Consider the following 20,133-nt stretch of genomic DNA (forward strand, 5'->3'; position numbering starts at 1 on the left):
CGCCCCACCCGAGCCGCTGCCCGCCGCCCTCCCCGTGGAAGAGGGGCACTGAGGGCTCGTCGGCGCCCTGTCAATTATTCCCGAGCCCGGTCCCGGGTTTCTCCGTGGCCAGGAAGCCAGCCGGGCAGGTGGGCCGTGCTTCCGGGGCAGCGCGTTTGTCGGTAGGGTCGCCCGCGAATGAGCGGCGCTCCTCGAAACCCGAACTCGCATTCTCGCTTCGCCTACGCCTTCGCCGAGCTGCTGGTCCGTCGTCCAGGCACCATCCTGGCCGTACTGCTGACCCTGCTCGCCGTGTCCACGTGGGCCACGCTGAAGCTGCGCATCAACTCCAACCAGCTCGACCTCATCTCCCAGGATTTGCCGGAGGTGAAGGACGTCAAGCAGGTCATCGACATGGTGGGGGGCAGCGGCTTCTTGATGCTCGCCCTGCGCTCGACGGACGAGGCCGCGATGAAGCGGACCGCCGACGACATCGCCGGCATGCTCGAGGCCGACAAGCAGAACGTCCGCACCGTCTCCTACAAACTGCCCGTCGAGTTCATCCAGCAGAACATGGTCCTCTTCGTGAAGACGGAGGACCTGGTCGAGGGCAAGCGCCGCATCATGGCCTTCCTCGAGGACAAGCTTCGCCGCAGCAACCCCTTCTACATCGACATGGGCGCCACCAAGCCGGTGGAGCTGGACATGCAGGACCTGGTCGACAAGTACTCGTCCGTCGGAAAGAAGAGCATCCGCGACGACTACAACATCTCCAGCGACAAGAAGATGGTGCTCATCCTCGTCAAGCCGATGTGGGACACCACGGAGATTGGCAAGACGAAGGACTACCTCGACAAGCTCAACAAGGACCTGGCCGCGTACTCCACGCAGGCCGGCAAGGTGAAGCTGGTCGAGGACTACAAGCTGATGGGCGACTCGAACCTCATCGCCTACGGCTACACCGGCTCGTACAAGACGACGGTGGACGACTCCTTCGCCATTGAAGAGTCGCTGCAGCCCGTCACCGTCATCGCGCTGGTGACCATCTTCGCCATCACCATCCTCTTCTTCCGCAAGCTGGCGCCGACCTTCATCGTCGTCAGCGGCACGGTGATTGGGACGATTTATACGCTGGGCTTCACCTACGCGACGATTGGCGAACTCAACATGATTACGTCCATCCTGGGCGGCATCCTGATGGGGTTCGGCATCGACTACGGCATCCACTTCACCTTCCGCACGAGGCTGGAGCTGGGCGCGGGCAAGCCGTACGACGTGGCCATCATCGACGCCTTCGTCAACGCGGGCCGCCCCGCGGCGGTGGCTGCCATCGTGACGGGTGGCTCCTTCTTCGTGCTGATGGTGAGCGAGTTCCGCGGATTCTCCCAGTTCGGCTTCCTGGCCGGCTGCGGCACGCTCATCCTGGGTCTGACGCTCTTCGTGTGGAGCGCGTCGCTCTTGGCGCTGGTCGGCCGCATCAACCCTGAGTGGCCCAAGAAGCTCATCGGCGAGATGAAGCCGCCGCCGGTCAACTCCTCCAGCGGCCAGGAGCTGCGCATCCCCCGTCCCGGCCTGGTGCTGGGCGTGAGCACCGCCATCGTCGCGCTCATCTGCGCCGCCGCCGTCCCCTGGGCGGGCACGGGCGAGCCGCCCGAGGGCGCACTGAGCTTCTTCGACCGCGTGAAGCACGGCGTGGGCTTCAACTACAACACCCGCGCGCTCATCCCGGACGGCATGTCGTCGGTGCTGCTGCAGGACGAAATCAACGTCCGCTTCAACATCTCCAGCGACCCGATGGCCGTCTATACGAAGGACCTGGACGAGGCGGAGGGCGTGTACCGGGAGCTGACGCAGAACGCGCACAAGTACCCGTCCATCGACCAGGTGGTGAGCATCTTCACCTTCGTGCCGCCCGAGGCGACGGCGAAGGCCAACGAGAAGGTGCTCCAGGAGTGGAAGCAGGACATGGCCAACCTGGAGGCGCGCGGCTTCTCCATCTCCGCGCTCCCGCCGGACATGCAGGACAAGGCCACGTTCTTCATGAAGGTGCTGGATGCGAAGCCCTTCGACGTGCACGGCGTGCCGGATAACTACAAGGCCCAGTTCAAGAACCTGCCCACCGCGCAGAACAAGGGCTACCTCACGTTCATCTACTCGAGCGTGGACCTGTTCGACGGCCAGAAGATGATGCAGTTCGCGGACGAGACGCGCGGCATCCCCGTCACGTACAACCCGGGCCGCTTCGACAAGGACGACTTCGACCCGCCGGGCCCCACCGCGCAGAAGGAGTTCCGCGCCGCGGGCGCCACCCAGCTCTACGCGAAGCTGGCGCGCATCGTCCTCTGGGACGGCAAGGTGACGGTGGTGCTCACGGCGCTGTGGATTCTGGCCATGCACTTCCTGGACTTCCGCAACGCGAAGCTGGCGCTGGCGTCGGTGATTCCGCTGGGCGTGGGCGTGGCGATGATGCTCGGCATCATGTCGCTGACGGGCCTGCGGCTGAACTTCATGAACATCATCATCCTGCCCATCCTCCTGGGCTTCGGGGTGAGTCACGGCCTGTACCTCCTGCATCGCTTCCTGGAAGGCACCTCGCCGCTCGTCGCCCTGCGCAGCGTGGGCGCGGCGGTGGCGTCCTCCACGCTGACGGCGGTGGCGGGCTTCGCGGCGCTGCTGGCCGCCAAGCACAACGGCCTGCGCTCCATGGGCATGGTGGCCTGCATCGGCCTCATCACCACGCTGGTGGTGTCCTTCACGGTGCTGGCCGCGGTGATGCAGCTCATGCATGACCGGCGGCGGCGCGAGTCGGCCCCAGGGGGAGATGCGCCCCAGGCCGGCGGCGGTGAGGACAGCTCGACGCGGGCGGCCTGAAGCACGCGGTACGCGTCACGCAACGGCGCGGTAACGAGGCCCCCTTCACCCGAAGGGGGCCGGGAGAGGGACATCATGAGGATGATGCGATGGGCGCCCCTGCTCGGGCTGGGGCTGTTGGCGGGTTGCTCCGCGGTGAAGACGCACCGCGTACGAGGCGACTACGCGCAGGTGGACCGCAAGGCGACGAAGCGGCTGGTGGTGGTGGCGCAGCCGCTCCCGGACGAAAAGCCCGCGGTGGGTGAGCTGTGGAGCCTCATCGCCCGCCAGTGGGTGAACCAGAACCGCGACTTCATCGTGAAGGACAACGTCGCGCTGCCGGGCCGGCCCTCGGACACCACGTTCAAGGGGCTGTGCGTGGAGGGCGTGGAGGGCGTGCTCTGGCTGGACCCGAGCGTCAGCCTCAAGGGCGACGGCGCGGAGGCCGAGGTGAAGGCCCAGCTGTTGCGGTGCACCGACGGCCAGGAGGTCTGGGCGGCGGAGGCGGCGGGGAGCTGGAGCTCGCGCGACGAGGACTACGCGGCGCGCGTGACGAAGTTCAGCGAGGAGCTGGGCGAGGAAGTGGCCCCCTACGTCGTGCCCACCACGAAGCTGTTGGCGGCCACGCTGGAGACGCTGCCCAATCCCGAACTGACGGAAGCGGACAAGGACGAGAAAATCGAGCTGGGTGAGTAGGCTCGTCCCTCGTGGACGAGACACTCATCGCCCTGCGGCTCGGCGTCGCGGCGCTGCTCGGCGCCGTGCTCGGCCTGGAGCGGGAGCTGCGGGGGCAGGCCGCCGGGCTGCGCACGCACATCCTCGTCTCCCTGGGCGCCTGTCTCTTCACGCTGGCCAGCGTCTTCGTCGAGTGGACGCTGGGCGGTGACTCCCCGGACGGCTCGCGCGCGGACGTCAGCCGCATCGCCAGCCAGGTGGTGGTGGGCATCGGCTTTCTGGGCGCGGGCGCCATCATCCGCGACCAGGGCCAGGTGAAGGGCCTGACGACGGCGGCGAACCTGTGGCTCACCGCGTCCGTGGGGCTGGCCACCGGCATGGGCTTCCACTGGGCGGCCGGCACCACGGTGGTCATCGCGCTCCTGGCGCTCGCGGGCCTGCGTCCCCTGGAGCGCGCCATCCGACGACACCGTGTCCGCAAGGGGCTGAAGGTGGAGGGCGGGGTTTCCGCGCACCCCGACGAGGAGGGCCCGGACTGAAGCGCGGTTACCGGTCCAGGTCTCCGGGAATGACGCCCAGCGCACCCGTCGCGTCATGGTGGAGGACGGCGTGGCGGGCCGCCTCTCCGCGCGCCTCCAGCACGTCCGGGCGGACCCCCGGCAGGCTCGCCAGGTCCTCGCGCAGGTACACGTCGTCCCGGTCGATGTCCGACACGTCCGAGAAGGCCACCCGGTGATCTCTCGGGAAGTAGCTGCCTTTCTCGATGAAGAAGCCCATCTCGTCGACGGAGACGATGAGGCCCAGGTTCTCCCCGTCCCTGTCCCGCGCCGTCATGCCCTTCTGGATGTCCGCTGGATTGAACACGCCCGCCTCCCAGGTCAGGTGTTCGACCTGCTGACTTGAAAGCTGGGCATGGCCCGCGCGCTCCGGCATGGGCCACCCGCCGGGCAGCCAGACGGGCAAGCCCCCGCACCACGCCCCGGACGCAGGCGTGGGGGTTTCAGCCCGTGGTGCGCCCGGAAGGCGCGTCACCGGTCAGCTCCGGCGCGCGGTCCGGCGTGTCGACGAAGCGCCGGTCCATCTCCGTGCGCATGAAGCGCTCGATTTCCTCGGCGGTGGTCAGCTCCATCGCCTCGCGCAGCAGCTCCGCCGCGTCCACGCGGCTCACCCGGCGGATGAAGCGCTTCACGGCGGGAATCTGCCCGGACGTCATCGACAGCTCGTCGAAGCCGAGCGCCAGCAGCACCAGCGTGTAGAGCGGGTCTCCCGCCATCTCCCCGCACATGGACACGGGGATGTTGGCGGCCTTCGCCGCGCCGACGATGGTCTCCAGCATGCGCAACACGGACAGGTGCAGCGGCCGGTAGAGGTAGGCGACCTCCCGGTTCTGGCGGTCGATGGCCAGCGAGTACTGGATGAGGTCGTTGGTCCCCACCGAGAAGAAGTCGGCCTCCTGCGCGAGCCGGTCCGCGATGATGGCCGCGCTCGGCGTCTCCACCATGATGCCCACCGGGAAGCGCTTGCCCACGGGCAACCCCGCGCGGCCCAGCTCGGTGCGGCACGCCTCCAGCTCGCTCCGGGCCTCGCGCAGCTCGCTCACCCCGCAGATGAGGGGGAACATCAGCCGCAGGTTGCCGTGCACGCTGGCGCGCAGGAGCGCGCGAAGCTGCGTGCGGAACAGCTCGCGGTTGGACAGGCAGTAGCGGATGGCCCTCAGGCCCATCGCCGGGTTGGGCTCCTTCTCGTGCTTCGTCTTGCCCGGCACCTTGTCGCCGCCCAAATCCAGCGTGCGGATGGTGACGGGGCGCCCGCCCATGGCCTCCAGCACCTGACGGTACGCGCGGTAGTGCTCCTCCTCCGTCGGCGCCGTCTTCCGGTCCAGGAACATGAACTCGGTGCGGTACAGGCCAATGCCCTCCGCGCCGTGCGCCAGGAGCGACGGAATCTCCTCCAGGAACTCCATGTTCCCGTTGAGCCGGATGCGGAAGCTGTCGGTGCTGATGGCCTCCAAATCCTTCGTCGCCAGCGCGACCTGCTCGGCTTCCTGGTGACGGCGCTGCTCCTCGCGGAAGCTCTGGAGCTGCTCCTCCGTGGGGTTGACCAGGATGATGCCCCGGGTGCCATCCATGGCCACCAGGTCCCCGGGGGAGATCTGCTCGCTGGCCCTTCCAGCGCCCACCACCGCGGGCGTCTCGCGCGCGCGGGCGACGATGGCCGTGTGGCTCGTCTGGCCGCCCAGGTCCGTCACGAAACCCGCCACCCGACCGCTGCGCGCCATCATGGCGGCGTCGGCCGGGGGCAGGTCATGTGCGACGACGATGGCCTCCGCGGGGACTTCCACTTCCTCGTCCACCACCTGGCCCATCAGGTTGCGGATGATGCGGTCGGCGACGTAGTCCACGTCGGAGCGCCGCTCGCGGAAGTACTCGTCCGGGATGTTGTCGAAGAGGTGCTTGATTTTGCGGGCCACGCGGCGGACGGCCCACTCGGCGTTGATGCGGTCCTCGACGATGAGCTGGTTGACGGCGTCCACCAGCATCGGGTCGTGGAGCATCAGCCGATGCGCCTCCAGGATGAGGGCGTGGTCGGAGCCCTCGGTGCGCGTGATTTGATCCTTGAGCTCGGCGAGCTGGCGGTCGGACAAGTCCACCGCCGTCTTCATCCGCATCCGCTCGGGCTCGACTTCCGCCTCCGCCAGCCTCAGCTTCGGCGTGCGGATGCGTTTGCGGTCCAGGATGAAGGCGTGGCCTACCGCCACGCCGGGTGAGGCGCCGATGCCCATCAACCTCAGTGTGGGAGTGGCCTGGCTGCTCACGTGTCTTTCTTCCCTCCGAGTCCTACCGCATTTTCATTCTCACCCGTCACTTCGACTCGCCAAAACGGTCGGCGATGAGCTTTGCCAGCTCCTGGAGACACGCCTCGGCGTCGTCTCCCTTACACGTCAGCTTCACCTGGACCCCCTGGGCCGCCGCCAGCATCAGCACGCCCATGATGGACTTGGCGTTGGCCCGCTGACCCTGGGCCTCGATGAGGACGTCGCTCTTGAAGCGGTTGGCCACCTTGACCATCTGCGCCGCCGCCCGAGCATGGAGCCCCAGCTCGTTGATGATCTCGTATGTTCCTACAGCCTCGGTTGCCATCGCGACTCCTACCTCTCGTCTTAAAGGAAGGCACCCGCCGCGCCGGCCAATATCGCCGCGAGGTAGAGCACCACGTAGTTGGGCACCCGACGGCTGACCAGCACGTAGGATGCAACCCCCAGGGCCAGGCACCCGGCCGCCAGCAGGGGCGCATGCGCCCCACCCGCGTTGGCCCCAAAGGACACCGCCAGCCAGGCCGCGAGCCCGCCAGCGCACAGCGCCGCCACCGTCCTGAGCCGCGCCCCCCGGGCCGGCAGGTTCGCCCGCGCCACCGCCTCCACCAGCCGGTCTCCCAGGGTGAGCCCCAGCCAGTACAGCCGCACCCGCAGGAGCAGGTGCACCAGATTGTAGAACACCAGGAACACCGGCACCGCCCACAGCCCCATGAGCGGCACCAGCGCGGCGCCCACCGCCCCGGCCGCGGGCTTGAGCGACAGCCAGAAGAAGCCGTCCCCCAGCGCGGCCAGCGGCCCCATCAGCGCCGCCTTGAAGGCCACGACCTTGTCCGGGGTCTCCTCGCCCCGGGCGATTCGCTCCTCGTGGAACACCACCCCGCCGACGATGGCCGCGGCCACGTAGGGGTGGGTGTTGAAGAAGACCAGGTGCCGGCGGACGGCCTCCTCGCGCGCGGCGCCGGACGCGTACAGCCGCTCCAGTGCGGGGAAGACGGCGTAGGCCAGCCCCAGGTTCTGCATGCCCTTGGGGTTCCACGACGCCTGGAGGAAGAGCGAGCGCATGAAGACGCGCAGCAGCACCGTCCAGGGCAGCGGGGCATCGGGAGCGCTCACGTGCGCTCCTGGAGCAGGAAGAAGACGACCGTCACCGTCACGGCCGCCGCGCCCAGCGCCGCGTAGAGCGGAGCGCGCCTGGCGTGGCTGCCCTGCGCGGCGATGGCCGCCGCCACGGAGGCCATGGCGGGCCACGCCCACGCCAGCCCGCGCACCATCATGGGGGGCATCGCCTGGAGCAGCGGCTCCACGAAGAAGCCGGCGAGCGCGCACAGCGACGTCAGCACGCCGTACACCACGAAGTGCGGCCACATGCCCCACAGGTTCTGCCGCATGGCGCGCGTGAGGTCGCCGGTCTCCGCGGACGACAGGGCCACACGCGCGAGCCTCGCCGTATACCCCTCCAGCAGCCGGTCCGCGCGCCGCCCCACCCGGCCCATGCCGATGAAGAGCAGCACCGCCAGGGACCAGATGGCCGGCGTGGAGCCCGCGCCGGAGGCCAGGGTGATGGTGCCCGCGGCGGCGCTGGTGGCGGTAGCCGCCAGCGTGTCGTTCTCCGGCAGCGCCGCGCCCAGGTTGGCGGTGCCCAGGAAGAACAGCTCCAGCAAGAGGCCCACGCCCAGCCCGGAGGGCACGTCATTGAGGAGCAGACCCATGACGGTGGCGGCCACGAGCGGCCGGGACAGCATGGCCTGGAGGAACGCCTTGCGCTCCACGGCCACCAGTCCGCCCCACACTCCCGCCAGCGCCACCTGGGTCCAGACGACGCTCACGCGCTCACCCGGCCTTCGCCCACCGCTCGGACAGGTCCGGCAGCTCCACCGGCTTCTCCGCCGGCACCGCGCGCGCTTCCACGCGCACGCCCTGCTCCGCCAGTTGCTGGAGGGTGCGCAGCTCCGCCTCCGCCAGGAACACGGACGGGGACACCTGCCGCCGGCCGGTGCCGAAGTGGACGTTGCCCAGGTTGAGCTCTCCCAGGTTCAGCCCGTGCGCGTACGCGAAGGGCACGGAGGCCACGTCGCGCAGGAGCACCAGCGTGCGCACCCCGTCCTTGGACAGGGCCGCGAAGTCCACCTGGGACAGGGGGAGAATCTGCACCTCGATGGCGCTCTGCACCGCCAGCGCCATGGCGGCGCGGATGAGCGGGCTGGAAGCAGCCTCGTCATCCGCGACCACGACGCGGGACACCTTGAGGTGGGGCAGCCAGGCCTCGACGACCTGGCCGTGGATGAGGCGGTTGTCGACGCGGACCAGGGTGATCACGGCAGTCTCGAATCGCCGACCCGCGCGGGTCCGTCAAGTTCGCGGTTGCTGCTGGGCCTCGCGAAGCAGGGCGGATGCACAGGTGATGTTGCGCTGACCATGGGATGCCAGCTGGTTGGCCATCTCAGGGAGGGTGAGCTGCTCGGAACGAAGCGAGTTGGCCTTGAGGAGCATGGGCAGGTTGACGCCCGCCAGGACCTCCAGGTTCATGCGCTGACACATCATCAGCGACTCCTTACAAGGCGTACCTCCGAACAGGTCCGCGAGGATGATGACACCGTCACCGGTGTCCACGCGCGACACTGCCTGCTTCATCTTCGCGCGGATGTCCTCGACAGGAGTCCCCGGCTCGATGTTGCAGGTTGCCACCGCGGGGAGTTTCCCCACGATCTGTTCCGCGGTGGAGACCAGCTCCTCCGCCAAACGCCCGTGCGATGCGACGACGAGGCCGACCATGTTCACTCCTGACCAACCCCCCGGAGATCGCGTCCTACGCCTGAACACGACGTTGCGCAACTCCGGCGAAAGTTTCCGCCCTGTACCCTAGATAAGCTCTCACGTCTTGTCTCGAAAGGTAAGACGCCATTGCCTCCCGTGCCCGAAATTTCGGGTCCGGCCTCGCGCAGGGCTGTCGCCTGCCGGACGGGGGAGCGCCGTCGCATCCCCCACGTTCATGAGATGCGGAGGGGGTGGTGGAGATGCTTCGCACCAACAAGCGCGCGCCCACGCCCCCCACACCCTCGGGCAGCGAGGGTGCAGGCACCCCACTCAGTGGGAGGGCTCGTCCGCAAGCTCGCCCCTCCCCTCGGGGCATGGTTGACTGCCGCACCTGGGGCACGCCGGGCCCCACCTCCGGCGATGCGGGAGGACTGCGTGGCGAACCAGAAGCTGCTGAAGGCCGGGGATGCGCTGCCGGACGTGACGCTGCCGGGAGCGGGCAACCAGCCGGTGCGCCTGCGCGACCTGGCCGGGCAGAAGGTGCTCGTCGTCTACTTCTATCCGAGGGACGACTCGCCGGGTTGCACGGTGCAGGCGTGCGGCTTGAGAGACCAGTACGAGGACTTCGTCGCGGCGGGCGCGGAAGTGGTGGGCATCAGCGGTGACTCCTCCGCGTCCCACCAGGGCTTCGCCGCCAAGCACCGCCTGCCCTTCGTGCTGCTCAGCGACGAGAAGGGCGAGGCGCGCCAGGCCTTCGGCGTCGGCACCTCCTTCCTGGGCATGCTCCCCGGCCGCGTGACGTTCGTCGTGGACCGCGCCGGAGTCATTCGCGACAGCTTCGAATCCCAGATTCGCGTGGGCGAACACGTGCGGCGCTCCCTGGAGCTCGTCCGCTCGCTCGCCGGTGAAGCCGCTCCCGCCACAGGGAAGTGATGGGGTGGATGCACGCGTGCGCGCCTCGGAATGTCGCGGCCGCACGGGCGCGTCCCATGCGCGAACACGTTGCGCGGCCCCCGGGGCAGCGCACCCCCGCTCCACCGCGCCAACCCCGCGAAGCGCCTGGGTTTCCGCCCCCGTAAAGCCCGTGGCCCATGCCTTGCTCTTGTGTCCGGATGCCACGCGATGACCGCGCGGCACGACGCAAGGAACACGGCCATGAATACCCAACCCGAAAGCTTCTACGACACGGTCCTCTTCGCGCTCGGCCCCGTCGTCCTCGGCTACGCCGCGTGCATGGTGGCGCTGCTCGTGTCGTACGCGCGCCCCTAGCCACGCCCACGTGTCGGGGCCTGGACGGGATTCCTTGGGAAGAGCTATAAGCCGAATACCGCGACAGGGCCGCATTCTCTGAATGAGGACCGCCGCGTACTCCGCGAAGTCACTCCCAAGCATTCCCCGAAAGGAAGTCCGACATGAGCTTCAGCTCAGGTGGTCGCCTCAATTGGTGGATGGGTGCGGTTATCAGTGCCTCGTTGCTGGGTGCCTGTGGTTCGCCAGAGGAGCGGGCGGTAGAGGTCCCCGTCGAGGCCGAGACGGCGCGAGACGCGGTCGCCGGAGATGTCGCCGTGAAGTTGTCCACGCCGCGCCAGTCGCTGGCCGCGCGTGAGGGTGTGAGCGTGACGGTGACGCTCACCAACGTGTCGAAGGACACGGTGCGCCTGCTCAAGTGGCACACGCCCACGGAGGGGCTGAAGGAGGACCTGTTCGCCATCACCGTGGACGGCGCGGCGGTGGAGTACCAGGGCCGGCACTACAAGTGGGCCACGCCGGTGGAGAGCGACTTCCTGCGCATGGCCGCGGGCGAGAGCGTCTCGTACACGGTGGACCTGGGCGAGACGTATGACTTCTCGCGCACGGGCAACTACAGCCTGCGCTACGACTCGGACGCGCACGACTCCACCGTGGGCAACGAGGGCATCTCCCAACTGCGCTCGGACAGCCTGAACCTCTTCGTCGAGGGCCGCCCCTTCGTCGACGTGGGCGCCGACCAGGACGGCACCGTCTCCTCCATGGCGCTGTCCACCGCGAACTGCACGGCCGCGCGGACGACCCAGGTGACGACGGCGTTCGCCAACGCGAAGACGATGTCCACGAACTCCATCAACTACCTCGTCAATGGAGTGCCGCCGTACCTCCGGTACACCACGTGGTTCGGGACGTACAGCGCGGCCAACAAGACCATCGTCCAGAACCACTTCAACGCCATCCTGAGCGGCTTCAACAACCAGTCGGTCATCGTCGATTGTGGCTGCACGGACAGCGCCTACGCGTACGTCTACAAGAACCGTCCCTACCGCATCTACGTGTGCAACGCCTTCTGGCCCGCGCCCGCGACGGGCACGGACTCCAAGGCCGGCACGCTGATTCACGAAATCAGCCACTTCACCGTGGTGGCGGACACGGACGACCACGCCTACGGACAGAGCGCCTGCAAGAACCTGGCGAACTCCAGCCCGACGAACGCGCGCGACAACGCGGACAGCCACGAGTACTTCGCGGAGAACACGCCCGCGCAGTAGTGACGGGCCTCCAGTGACATGATGTGACGCGAAGCGGGGGCGCGGCCGGGCGCCCCCGTTTTGTTTTCCGGGCGGCGCGAGGCCTTGTGCCCCACGCCGTCTTCCGAGGGCGGAGCAAACCATGACGCGTGGACATGTGGGCCGCATCGCGCTGCTGACCCTGGCCATCACCGGGGCGGGCTGTGCGTCGCGCAAGGAAGAGACAGCGCCGCCAGCGGACGCGCGGCAACAGGAGGAGGCAGCCGTGGCGAAGACGCTGGAGTGCTCGCTGAGCGGCCCCGCGCAGGTGAAGGCGGGTGAGCCGGTGGAGCTGGTGTTCAAGCTCACCAACCCCACGAAAGAGCCCCTGTACGTGCTCAAGTGGCACACGCCACTGGAAGGCATCCGCAACAACATCTTCACGGTGACACGCGCGGACTCGGCGGCGGAGCTCTCCTACGGAGGTCCGATGATGAAGCGCGGGCCACCGGATGCGTCCTCCTACGCGACCATCGCCCCCGGGGAGTCGGTGGAGGGCACGGTGGACGCGGCGCTCGCATACGGGCTCCAGGAGCCGGGCACCTACCGCATCACCTTCCGGGGACCGCTGATGGACGTCACCTCGGACCAGGCGAAGGTCCCCGCCCTCGCGGGCGAATACCACGACGTGGCGCTGAAGTGCCCCGAGGTCGTGGTGACTGTCACGTAGGTCGCGAGGTGGAAGCGCTCGGGGCGCTCGCGCGCGGGCTACAGCGCGAGCACGCCCTGCACGGACTCCATCATCCGCACGCGCCGCTGGGTGACGGGGCTGCTGCCATCCAGCAGCGCCGCCGTCTCCGCCAGCACCTGCTCCAGCGGATAGCGCTTCACATACGGGTCCGGCGTCGTCTGGCCGCCGGGCACCGTGGACTGCCAGCCCACCATCAAGTCAGTGGCGCCCTCCAGCGCGGCCTCCACGGCGGCGAACGCGAGCCGGCCCGCAATCATCCGGTCATGGTGGGTGGGACTGCCGCCGCGCACCAGGTGGCCCAGCACCATGCCGCGCGCCTCCACGCCCTTCAGGTCCTTCAAGCGCTCCTGGAGCCGCGAGACGAGCAGCGGCGTGGGCAGCTCCACGCCCTCCGCCTTCAGCACGAGCACCCGGCGCTTGGTGCGTCCCTCCGCGAGGTTGCGCCGCACCAGGTCCTCCAGCGCCTGGAGGATGTCCGCCTCGCCCCTGCCCTGCTCCCGGAACAGCACCGCGTCGGCGCCCGCGGAGACGGCCGCCGCCATCGCCAGGTAGCCGCAGTGCCTGCCCATCACCTCGACGATGAAGGCCCGGCGGTGGGCGCGCGCGGTGTCGGAGATGCGGTCGCACGCCTCCACAATCGTGTTGAGCGCGGTGTCCACGCCGATGGCGGACGCGCTGCAGCCGATATCGTTGTCGATGGAGGCGGGAATTCCGACGATGGGCGTCTTGCACTCGCGCGCCAGCAGGTGCGCGCCGGTGAGGCTGCCGTTGCCGCCGATGACGACGAGGCCCGACAAATCCTCCAGCCTCCGAGCCGCGTCCGCGCGTCCCTCCGGCGTCATGAAGCGCTGGCTGCGGGCGCTGCCCAGGATGGTCCCGCCCAACTGGCCGCTCGCATCCAGCTCCGGCTCCGGCACCAGCGGGCCACCCTCGCCGTCGGGCCGGGTCAGCTCGCGGAAGCGGCCCTCCATCAACCCCTCGTAACCGAACTCCACGCCCAGCACGCGCACGCCGCGCACCGCCGCCACGCGCACCAGGGCGCGCAGCGCCGTGTTCATCCCCGGCGAATCCCCGCCAGACGTCATCACCGCGAGTGTCCTGGCCATGAGCCTCTCCTCGTGCGTGTTCCAGCGCGGGACGCCGCGAGCGTCCGTGAGGCGTCACCATAGCGCGAGGAACACCGCCCCCGTGAAGCTCAGCCCACCACCAGTCGCGCGCGCTGCCGCGCCGGACGGATGTGCGCCCGCGCCCCCGCGCCGAAAACCAGGAAGTCCTCTTCCATCCCGTCACTGAAGATGACGCCCCCCGACGGCATCCTCGACTCCAGCACCAGCTCCTGCTCCTCCGTCACGAAGCCGCCCACCACCTCCGCGCCCGAGTGACGACTCACGAAGGGCTCGCGCACCACGAAGGCCAGCCGGGGCTCCTCCCACCCCAGCCGCCACGGCGCGCCCGGCACGCCGCCCGTCTGCGCGGTGAGGCTCCGGGCCAGGGTAAAGATGGAGGACAGCCACCCGCTGGAGCCCGCCCCCGTGGACACCAGCACGCCACTGGACGACTGCGACTCCTCCTGTCCGCCATGGCTCAACCTGTAGCGCGCCGACACGTGCGTCCGCGCGCCGATGAACAAGTCATTGAAGGCCAACAGCCGCTGCCCATCCTCCAGCCGGGCCTCCGCCAGCGTGACGCCGCGCAGCCGGGCCTTGCCCTCGAGCACCTTGCGCACCGCGCCACGCGCCCCCGCGACTTCGTAGGGCAGGAGCACGCCGTCGAAGCGCTCCGGGTCCGGATTCACGCCCACCAGCGGCTGCTCCCCCACGTACTTGGCCACGTTCGCCACCAGCCCGTCCTGCCCGGCGACCACCACGATTTCCTTCCCGCTGAAGAGGAAGGTGGGCACCAGGCCGCGGTCCACGTGCTGCACGGGAAGCCCCACGTCCAGCGAGTCCCGGAGCCGGTCCACCGCGCGCACATAGGCTTCGTCCTCGCGCTCGAACTCCTCGAAGTCCTGCCCGGCGTGCTCCACGTAGAACTTCGCCTGCTTCTTCGTGTTGAAGCGCTCCACCAGCCCCGCCAGCCGCGTGCGGCGGGTGACGAGCAGGATTTTCTCGAACATGGCCCGGCCCTCCCCTCGTGGTGACTCAGCGCTCGCGGGCAGGCCCCTGCGTGGCATTCCGCGGGGTGTCCCTCGGCGGCTTCGCGCCCGAGTTCATCAGCGAGTTCAAGAGGTCCGGCGACACGTTCAGCTCGCCGATGCGGTGCGCGTTCTCCGCCATCTCCCGGAAGGCGAGCGCGATGTTCAGCGCCGGGTCCCCGCCGCTCGCGGACGTGGCCATCAGCGTCTTCCAGTCCACCCCGCGCACCGGCGCCAGCGTCTTCTCCAGCGCGTAGGCCCGCGCGTCGGCGGCCTGCTTCTCGTTCTGCGCCCAGCGCTCCATCAGCGCCGAGCGCTGCTCCTCCACCGCGATGTCCCCCGCCATCTTCGCCTCGCGAATCTGCCGCTGCCGCTCCTGCACGGCCAGCTCCGTCGCCAGCTCGCTCTCCTTGATGCGGCGCTCCTGCTCCACCGCCGCGTTGCGCCGCGCGTAGATGGCCTCGTCCGCCTGACGCTGCAGGCCCTCGCGCGCATCGGCCTCCAGCGCCCGCGCCATCTCCGGCGTCGGCTTCGCGGACAGGAGCGAGAACGCCATCACCTCCACCCCCAGCGCCCGGATGGGCTCCGCCGCCGAAAGCGACGCCAGCACCTGGGCTTCAATCGTCTGCGCCCCCACCAGCACCTCGCGCAGCGCCATCCCCTGCACCACCGTGCGCGCCCGCACCTGCGCCACCTGCACCAGCCGCTCCGGCAACTTCTCCGGGTCCTCCGAGCGATACCGCCCCGACGGCCCCAGCGAGTAGTCCAGGAGCGACGACAGCTTGCGCGCGTCCGCCACCCGGTACGTGAGCTGCCCCTGCAGCGTCACCGCCTGGAAGTCCCGCGTGATTTCGTTGAACGCGAAGGGCACGTCCACGCTCGACAGCGGCACGCTCACCAGCGTCGCGGACGGCTTCCAGTAGAAGAACGAGAGCCCCGCCCCCTCTCGCACCACCTGTCCCCCCTCGAACTGCATCACATACGACGTCGGTGCCGCCTTCATGTACCCGATGACCATGCGCCCGCCCTCGCTGCTTCGTGTACCTTCGACACATACTTAGTGTCCAATTAACACAAAATCAAATCAAAGCGACGGAGCGGCCCACCGGCCCACGCGCGGTCGGCGTCCGTCACCGCGAAGCGGGAGGCCGTGCGTCGCCTCGACAGGGGTCCAGGGCGAGGATGCGCTGCTCGGCCACCCCACTCCCGGCCCGGCGCGTCATCACCGCGTCAGGGTCGATTCCCGAGCCGCTGAAAATCCGGCGGGCGACAAAAGAAGGTCTTCAGTCGTGGACGAATGGGGCTCGCGTGCGCAGGGTTGCGGGGAAGCCCTGGTCCGGTTCCTTCGGGACGAAGTCGGCGGTGAAATCACCAGGAGCAGCATGCCTCGACACCAAGGGACGACTCGACGCCCCAGGCTGGGAAGCCACGCGACACACCCGCTCGGGCGAATCATGACGCTCGCGGCCCGCCGCCCCGGGCCCCGCCCTTGCAAATCCACGGGAGGGGACACGCCATGCACATCGCGGTGATTTCAGACCTCCACCTGGGCAGGCGCGACGTGGCGGACCACTTCGGCCACGAGGACTCCGCCTTCGCCCGCTTCCTGCGCGTGCTGGAAGGCAACTTCGAGCGCATCGTCCTGCTGGGCGACATCTTCGAGACGCTCACGTCCCGGGCTCCTGGCCACCAGGCGGCCGAGCTGGCCGCCGCGCGCGCCGCCCATCCGGAGCTGGTGCGCCGCTTCGCCGAGCCGAGGTACCACTACATCCACGGCAACCATGACCTGGTGGCCGGCACGGTGCTCGGCGCGCCCGAGCAGCTGGTGCTCGAGGCCGACGGCGTCAGGATGTTGTTCACCCATGGGCACCACCACGACTGGGTCATCCGCAAGGCGCGCTGGTTCTCGGAGGCCGCGGTGTGGACGGGCGCGTGGCTGCGGCGCATGCACCTGCGCGCGATGTTCCGCATGTTCCAGGCCGTGGACGCGCGCCTGATGCACGCGGTGCCGGACCCGGCGCGCTGCACCTTCCAGCAGTGGGCCCTGGCTCGCGCCAGCGACAGCGCCGCGGACATCGTCGTCACCGGCCACACCCACCAGGGCATGCGCGTGGAGCACGGCAGCCGGCTGTTTCTCAACAGCGGCACCTGCTCGGAGGGCCAGTTCTCCTTCCTCAGCCTGGACACCCGCGCCGGCCAGTACGCGCTGCACACCACCTGGTAGCGCACAGGCCGTCCGGATGCGGAGGGGGCGACGGGCCGGGCCCCTCACGTTCCGCTCGCTCCCACCCGGGACGGGCGAAGTAACATCGCCGGATGTTCAGGCGGCTCACCCAAGCGCTCCGGCTTCTCGCGCGGAGCATCCCGGGTCCGAGCTCCGACGAAGGGTCTCCACGCGGCGGCGAGGTACCTTCCGAGGAGGCTCCGGACCGCGCCCGCCGAGCACCCGCCGCCCGCCGCGCCTCGCAAGCTCCGGACCGCGCGGCCCGCTACTTCGACCTGCACGACGACTTCCGCAACCCGGCCCGGCGCGAGCTGAGCGACCCTTTGTCCCTGGACGGGCGGAAGATGAACTCCGTCTGGTTCTTCACATCCGGCGCCGCCGTGCCGCACCGGGGTCGGCTGAAGCTGACCGCCGAGCCCCCCGGCCGCCCCCTCGACTTCTCCCTGGCGGGCGCGGGCCTCACCCCCATCGTCCACGCCTCCGTGGCCGCCATCTTCCGGGAGCTCGCCCCCGACGACGTGCAGCTCATCCCCGTGGAAGTCGAGCGCGAGCCGGAGTCGTTCTTCATCCTCGTCGCCACCCGCCTGGTCCGCTGCCTGGACGAGACCGCCTGCGCGGAGGTCTCCCACTACACCGCCGAGGACGGCCCCCCCGAGCGCGTGGGTCACTACCGCACCGTTCGCGGCCTGCGCATCGACCCCGTGAAGACCGAGGGCGCCCGGGTGCTGCGCACGTGGGGCTGGCCCGTCAGCCTCATCGTCTCCGAGGGAATCAAGGAGGCCCTGGAGCACGCCGGCGTCTCCGGCGTCCGCTTCGCCGAAGTCACCCCTCCGGCCGCCCCCCGCAAACGCCGCCGCAAGTCCCGGAGCAAGCCGCGCCGGGGCTGACCCACCCGACTTCCAGAGTTTGATGCCCAAAGTGCTTGACACCGAGGGGTCGTGAACTTGTGGGGTAGGTAAACCAACTGTATCTTTCTCGCCTTACAGCTAATTCCTGAGGCGAAAGTTGGACAGGCTCGACGCGCCAGTGCCGGTTCCCGCAGAGGACGTTTACTTCGGGAAATACAGAATTCTGCAACGGCTCGCGGCGGGTGGGATGGCGCACATCTTCCTGGCCTCCATCGACGGGCCGGACGGCTTCTCCAAGCCGTGTGTCATCAAGCGGGTGCTGCCGGAGTACGCGAACCTGGAGGCGTTCAGCCGGATGTTCGCGGACGAGGCGAAGGTCGCCGCGCTGCTGACCCATCCGAACATCGTGCAGGTCTTCGACTTCGGGAAGATTGATGGCCAGTACTACCTGGCCATGGAGTGGATTCAGGGCCAGGCGTTGGACCGGGTGCTCCGGCACGCGTGGAAGTCGCACTTCCCGCTGGGCCAGCGGGTGGCGGTGGACGTGGGCATCGCGGTGGCGGACGCGCTGGCGTACGCGCACTCGAAGACGCTGCCGGACGGCACGCCCCTGAAGCTGGTGCACCGCGACGTCACGCCGGGCAACGTGCTGGTGTCGCGCGACGGCATCGTCAAGCTGGCCGACTTCGGCATCGTGAAGAGCGCGGTGAACGTCGAGCGCACCAGCGTGGGCGTGGTGAAGGGCAAGTACGCGTACATGTCCCCGGAGCAAATCACCAACCGGGAGCTGGACCACCGCTCGGACCTCTACTCCCTGGGCATCGTCCTCTACGAAGCGTCCACCGGACGCCGGCTGTTCAAGCGCGAGACGGTGGAGCAGACCATCATCGCCGCCACCCAGGTGCAGGTGACTCCGCCTTCACAGGTGTCACCGGGTTTCATGCCAGAGCTGGAGCGCATCATCCTGCGCCTGCTCGAGAAGGAGCCCGACGCGCGCTACCAGAGCGCCCGTGAGCTGGCCATGGACCTGGAGCGCTTCCGCGCCGCGCAGAACTGGACGTCGGGCGGGCGCGAGCTGGCCACGCTGGTGACGTCGCTGTTCCCCGCCGACAAGACGGGCCACCACAACACCGCGCTGTCCGCGTTCGGCTCGTCATCCACCAGCGGCATGTCCAGCGGCGGCGTGCCATTGGAGCGCACGCCGAACCCCAGCGTGCGGCTTGGACCTCCCGTGGAGGAGCGGACCTCTCCCACCACGCGCGGCCCGGTGGCGGACGCCGCGCTGGCCATCCCCGTGGAGCTGGCAGAGCCGCCGTTCCCCTGGCCCATCGTATTGACCGCGGGCGCCGCGGCCTGCGCCAGCGCCTTGTTCTGGTACTTCGTCGCCTGAGAATGACGGCCTTCGTGCCCGGGCTGACGTGGCGCATGCGGTGAGACCGAGAAGCGGATGAAACAGAAGACCTGGATTGCCGTCATCGTCGTCGGAACACTCGCCGTCAACGCCATGGCGTACGTCGTGATGCGCAAGCGCCGCGCGACGGAGGCCATTCCCGCCACCGCCTCCGTCACGCCGCCCCGGCCTCCATCAGCGACGGCCGCGCCGCCACCGCCCGACCCCGTCACCGCCCCGCCGGTGGATGACGCGAGCGAGGGACTGGCCCGCGCGCGCCGCGCCGCCGGACTCGCCGCGCTGGAAGACCGCGACTACGACACCGCCGTCAGCGAGTTCACCGAGGCGCTGAGCCTGCGCAAGACACCGGGCGGAGACCTGGTCGAGCTGTTGCGCATCGCCACCGACCTCCAGTCGCGCGAGCGCAGCCGGGGACGCGGAGAGCAGGCCAAGGCGACCCGGGAGCCCCCGACGCGGCAGACCGCCCGCACGCGCGCCTCCAGGGCCGCCGCCGCTCGTGCGCAGCAGCAGCAACCCAGGGAAGAAACCACCGTGCTGGAGGAGCCTCGCGGCGGCCTGCTGCTGGTGACGTCCACGCCGCCGGGCCTCGTGGTGCAGGTGGATGGGAAGGCCGTGGACCTGACGCCCGCGCGACTGCCCCTGCGCGCGGGGACGTACCGCGTGGCGCTCGCACAGGGTGACCGCCGGCTGGTGGAGGAGACGGTGGAGCTGGAGGAGGACGGTGTGCGCTCCATCAACCGCGACCTCAGCGAGCAGTTGGCCCCACCACCGCCCGTCGCCGCGAAGCCCGCCGCGCCCGCTCCCCCCGTGGCCGTCGCCGCGCCCGCCGCCGCCGCCGTGGAGTCTCCGCCCACGTCCGTGGCCACCGCAGCGGTCGCGAAGAGCGCCGCGACGGGCAGGGGTGAGCTCGACATCACCTCTCCGTCCCTCTACGGCGAGGTCTGGGTCAACAACCGTCCCTATGGCTTTCCCCCACTCGTCGCCCAGAACCTCCCCGCCGGCCCCGCCCGCGTGGAGGTCCGCGTCAACGGCGAGGTGAAGCGTCGCATGAGCGTCGAGGTCGAGCCGGGTCGTCGCACGGCCGTCCGGGTGCGCTGAAGCCCCGCCGCGCACCGCTGTCTCCCATTCCTTTTCAGACGCGGGCCCTGGCCGCCCACGCCCCGTCCTTGCCCAGAGGTCCGCCCCCATGCCGTTCCGCCCTCGCTGGCCCCGCCC

Annotated in this window: 20 protein-coding genes; 10 read left to right on the plus strand and 10 right to left on the minus strand. The window is 69.4% G+C overall.

The annotated features are described in order from the left end of the window. Positions 1 to 177: 177 nt before the first annotated feature. The 3 genes from FJV41_RS35770 to FJV41_RS35780 all read left to right on the plus strand — a co-directional run bounded on the left by FJV41_RS35770 (position 178) and on the right by FJV41_RS35780 (position 4,043). The gene (locus tag FJV41_RS35770) at positions 178 to 2,850 is read left to right on the plus strand and encodes an efflux RND transporter permease subunit (RefSeq protein WP_141647092.1); all 2,673 of its coding nucleotides are present in this window, start codon (positions 178 to 180) and stop codon (positions 2,848 to 2,850) included. Between the two features lie 75 nt (positions 2,851 to 2,925). Next, positions 2,926 to 3,525: an MXAN_6521/LA_1396 family lipoprotein gene (locus FJV41_RS35775; protein ID WP_141647093.1), complete on the plus strand. Its 600-nt coding sequence runs from the start codon at positions 2,926 to 2,928 to the stop codon at positions 3,523 to 3,525. A gap of 11 nt (positions 3,526 to 3,536) precedes the next feature. Beyond that, positions 3,537 to 4,043, plus strand: coding sequence for an MgtC/SapB family protein (locus FJV41_RS35780; protein WP_141647094.1), 507 nt, complete (start codon positions 3,537 to 3,539; stop codon positions 4,041 to 4,043). A 7-nt stretch (positions 4,044 to 4,050) separates the two neighbouring features. Here the strand turns inward: FJV41_RS35780 and FJV41_RS35785 are convergent, their stop codons facing one another. The 7 genes from FJV41_RS35785 to FJV41_RS35815 are packed head-to-tail and all read right to left on the minus strand — an operon-like array spanning position 4,051 to position 9,091. Next, on the minus strand, positions 4,051 to 4,467 hold the full coding sequence (locus FJV41_RS35785; protein WP_246137625.1) for a hypothetical protein: 417 nt from the start codon (positions 4,465 to 4,467) through the stop codon (positions 4,051 to 4,053). A 37-nt stretch (positions 4,468 to 4,504) separates the two neighbouring features. After that, positions 4,505 to 6,319, minus strand: a complete 1,815-nt coding sequence (gene ptsP / locus FJV41_RS35790) for a phosphoenolpyruvate--protein phosphotransferase (RefSeq protein ID WP_141647095.1) — start codon at positions 6,317 to 6,319, stop codon at positions 4,505 to 4,507. A gap of 46 nt (positions 6,320 to 6,365) precedes the next feature. After that, a complete protein-coding gene (locus tag FJV41_RS35795; protein ID WP_141647096.1) occupies positions 6,366 to 6,644 on the minus strand; it encodes an HPr family phosphocarrier protein in 279 nt (92 codons plus the stop codon). A 20-nt stretch (positions 6,645 to 6,664) separates the two neighbouring features. Beyond that, positions 6,665 to 7,432 (minus strand): PTS system mannose/fructose/sorbose family transporter subunit IID, encoded by a 768-nt coding sequence (locus tag FJV41_RS35800; RefSeq protein ID WP_141647097.1) that lies wholly within the window; start codon positions 7,430 to 7,432, stop codon positions 6,665 to 6,667. Then, on the minus strand, positions 7,429 to 8,145 hold the full coding sequence (locus FJV41_RS35805; protein WP_141647098.1) for a PTS sugar transporter subunit IIC: 717 nt from the start codon (positions 8,143 to 8,145) through the stop codon (positions 7,429 to 7,431). Before FJV41_RS35805 ends, FJV41_RS35800 begins: the two co-directional genes overlap by 4 nt. A 4-nt stretch (positions 8,146 to 8,149) precedes the next feature. Next, positions 8,150 to 8,635 (minus strand): PTS sugar transporter subunit IIB, encoded by a 486-nt coding sequence (locus FJV41_RS35810; RefSeq protein ID WP_141647099.1) that lies wholly within the window; start codon positions 8,633 to 8,635, stop codon positions 8,150 to 8,152. A 33-nt stretch (positions 8,636 to 8,668) separates the two neighbouring features. Beyond that, the gene (locus FJV41_RS35815; protein WP_141647100.1) at positions 8,669 to 9,091 is read right to left on the minus strand and encodes a PTS sugar transporter subunit IIA; all 423 of its coding nucleotides are present in this window, start codon (positions 9,089 to 9,091) and stop codon (positions 8,669 to 8,671) included. Between the two features lie 417 nt (positions 9,092 to 9,508). On the opposite strand from FJV41_RS35815, the gene FJV41_RS35820 reads away from it, so the two are divergent. The 3 genes from FJV41_RS35820 to FJV41_RS35830 all read left to right on the plus strand — a co-directional run bounded on the left by FJV41_RS35820 (position 9,509) and on the right by FJV41_RS35830 (position 12,280). Next, positions 9,509 to 10,006: a peroxiredoxin gene (locus tag FJV41_RS35820; protein ID WP_141647101.1), complete on the plus strand. Its 498-nt coding sequence runs from the start codon at positions 9,509 to 9,511 to the stop codon at positions 10,004 to 10,006. Positions 10,007 to 10,485: 479 nt separating this feature from the next. Further along, the gene (locus FJV41_RS35825; protein ID WP_141647102.1) at positions 10,486 to 11,592 is read left to right on the plus strand and encodes a M35 family metalloendopeptidase; all 1,107 of its coding nucleotides are present in this window, start codon (positions 10,486 to 10,488) and stop codon (positions 11,590 to 11,592) included. A 121-nt stretch (positions 11,593 to 11,713) separates the two neighbouring features. After that, positions 11,714 to 12,280 (plus strand): protease, encoded by a 567-nt coding sequence (locus FJV41_RS35830; protein ID WP_141647103.1) that lies wholly within the window; start codon positions 11,714 to 11,716, stop codon positions 12,278 to 12,280. A 38-nt stretch (positions 12,281 to 12,318) separates the two neighbouring features. Here the strand turns inward: FJV41_RS35830 and FJV41_RS35835 are convergent, their stop codons facing one another. From FJV41_RS35835 to FJV41_RS35845, 3 genes are all read right to left on the minus strand, one after another. Next, complete coding sequence (locus FJV41_RS35835) at positions 12,319 to 13,407, minus strand: 6-phosphofructokinase (protein ID WP_141647104.1); 1,089 nt, start codon at positions 13,405 to 13,407, stop codon at positions 12,319 to 12,321. An 89-nt stretch (positions 13,408 to 13,496) separates the two neighbouring features. Next, a complete protein-coding gene (locus FJV41_RS35840) occupies positions 13,497 to 14,417 on the minus strand; it encodes a diacylglycerol kinase catalytic domain-containing protein (protein WP_141647105.1) in 921 nt (306 codons plus the stop codon). A 25-nt stretch (positions 14,418 to 14,442) separates the two neighbouring features. Next, complete coding sequence (locus FJV41_RS35845) at positions 14,443 to 15,453, minus strand: SPFH domain-containing protein (RefSeq protein ID WP_141647106.1); 1,011 nt, start codon at positions 15,451 to 15,453, stop codon at positions 14,443 to 14,445. 498 nt (positions 15,454 to 15,951) lie between these two features. On the opposite strand from FJV41_RS35845, the gene FJV41_RS35850 reads away from it, so the two are divergent. From FJV41_RS35850 to FJV41_RS35865, 4 genes are all read left to right on the plus strand, one after another. Beyond that, positions 15,952 to 16,659, plus strand: coding sequence for a metallophosphoesterase family protein (locus FJV41_RS35850; RefSeq protein WP_141647107.1), 708 nt, complete (start codon positions 15,952 to 15,954; stop codon positions 16,657 to 16,659). A gap of 92 nt (positions 16,660 to 16,751) precedes the next feature. Then, positions 16,752 to 17,546, plus strand: coding sequence for an imm11 family protein (locus FJV41_RS35855; RefSeq protein ID WP_181791154.1), 795 nt, complete (start codon positions 16,752 to 16,754; stop codon positions 17,544 to 17,546). Positions 17,547 to 17,754: 208 nt separating this feature from the next. Next, on the plus strand, positions 17,755 to 18,897 hold the full coding sequence (locus FJV41_RS35860) for a serine/threonine-protein kinase (protein WP_141647108.1): 1,143 nt from the start codon (positions 17,755 to 17,757) through the stop codon (positions 18,895 to 18,897). Positions 18,898 to 18,954: 57 nt separating this feature from the next. Then, positions 18,955 to 20,016 (plus strand): PEGA domain-containing protein, encoded by a 1,062-nt coding sequence (locus FJV41_RS35865; RefSeq protein WP_141647109.1) that lies wholly within the window; start codon positions 18,955 to 18,957, stop codon positions 20,014 to 20,016. Positions 20,017 to 20,133 lie beyond the last annotated feature (117 nt).

The organism is Myxococcus llanfairpwllgwyngyllgogerychwyrndrobwllllantysiliogogogochensis, from assembly GCF_006636215.1.
Taxonomy (GTDB): domain Bacteria; phylum Myxococcota; class Myxococcia; order Myxococcales; family Myxococcaceae; genus Myxococcus; species Myxococcus llanfairpwllgwyngyllgogerychwyrndrobwllllantysiliogogogochensis.

What these genes read in the sequence shown, in the direction of transcription:
- FJV41_RS35770 (WP_141647092.1), top strand. Translation starts at nt 178, where the DNA reads ATGAGCGGCGCTCCTCGAAACCCGAACTCGCATTCTCGCTTCGCCTAC.
- FJV41_RS35775 (WP_141647093.1), top strand. Translation starts at nt 2,926, where the DNA reads ATGAGGATGATGCGATGGGCGCCCCTGCTCGGGCTGGGGCTGTTGGCG.
- FJV41_RS35795 (WP_141647096.1), bottom strand. Translation starts at nt 6,644, where the DNA reads ATGGCAACCGAGGCTGTAGGAACATACGAGATCATCAACGAGCTGGGG.
- FJV41_RS35815 (WP_141647100.1), bottom strand. Translation starts at nt 9,091, where the DNA reads ATGGTCGGCCTCGTCGTCGCATCGCACGGGCGTTTGGCGGAGGAGCTG.
- FJV41_RS35825 (WP_141647102.1), top strand. Translation starts at nt 10,486, where the DNA reads ATGAGCTTCAGCTCAGGTGGTCGCCTCAATTGGTGGATGGGTGCGGTT.
- FJV41_RS35830 (WP_141647103.1), top strand. Translation starts at nt 11,714, where the DNA reads ATGACGCGTGGACATGTGGGCCGCATCGCGCTGCTGACCCTGGCCATC.
- FJV41_RS35835 (WP_141647104.1), bottom strand. Translation starts at nt 13,407, where the DNA reads ATGGCCAGGACACTCGCGGTGATGACGTCTGGCGGGGATTCGCCGGGG.
- FJV41_RS35840 (WP_141647105.1), bottom strand. Translation starts at nt 14,417, where the DNA reads ATGTTCGAGAAAATCCTGCTCGTCACCCGCCGCACGCGGCTGGCGGGG.
- FJV41_RS35845 (WP_141647106.1), bottom strand. Translation starts at nt 15,453, where the DNA reads ATGGTCATCGGGTACATGAAGGCGGCACCGACGTCGTATGTGATGCAG.
- FJV41_RS35850 (WP_141647107.1), top strand. Translation starts at nt 15,952, where the DNA reads ATGCACATCGCGGTGATTTCAGACCTCCACCTGGGCAGGCGCGACGTG.
- FJV41_RS35855 (WP_181791154.1), top strand. Translation starts at nt 16,752, where the DNA reads ATGTTCAGGCGGCTCACCCAAGCGCTCCGGCTTCTCGCGCGGAGCATC.
- FJV41_RS35860 (WP_141647108.1), top strand. Translation starts at nt 17,755, where the DNA reads ATGGCGCACATCTTCCTGGCCTCCATCGACGGGCCGGACGGCTTCTCC.
- FJV41_RS35865 (WP_141647109.1), top strand. Translation starts at nt 18,955, where the DNA reads ATGAAACAGAAGACCTGGATTGCCGTCATCGTCGTCGGAACACTCGCC.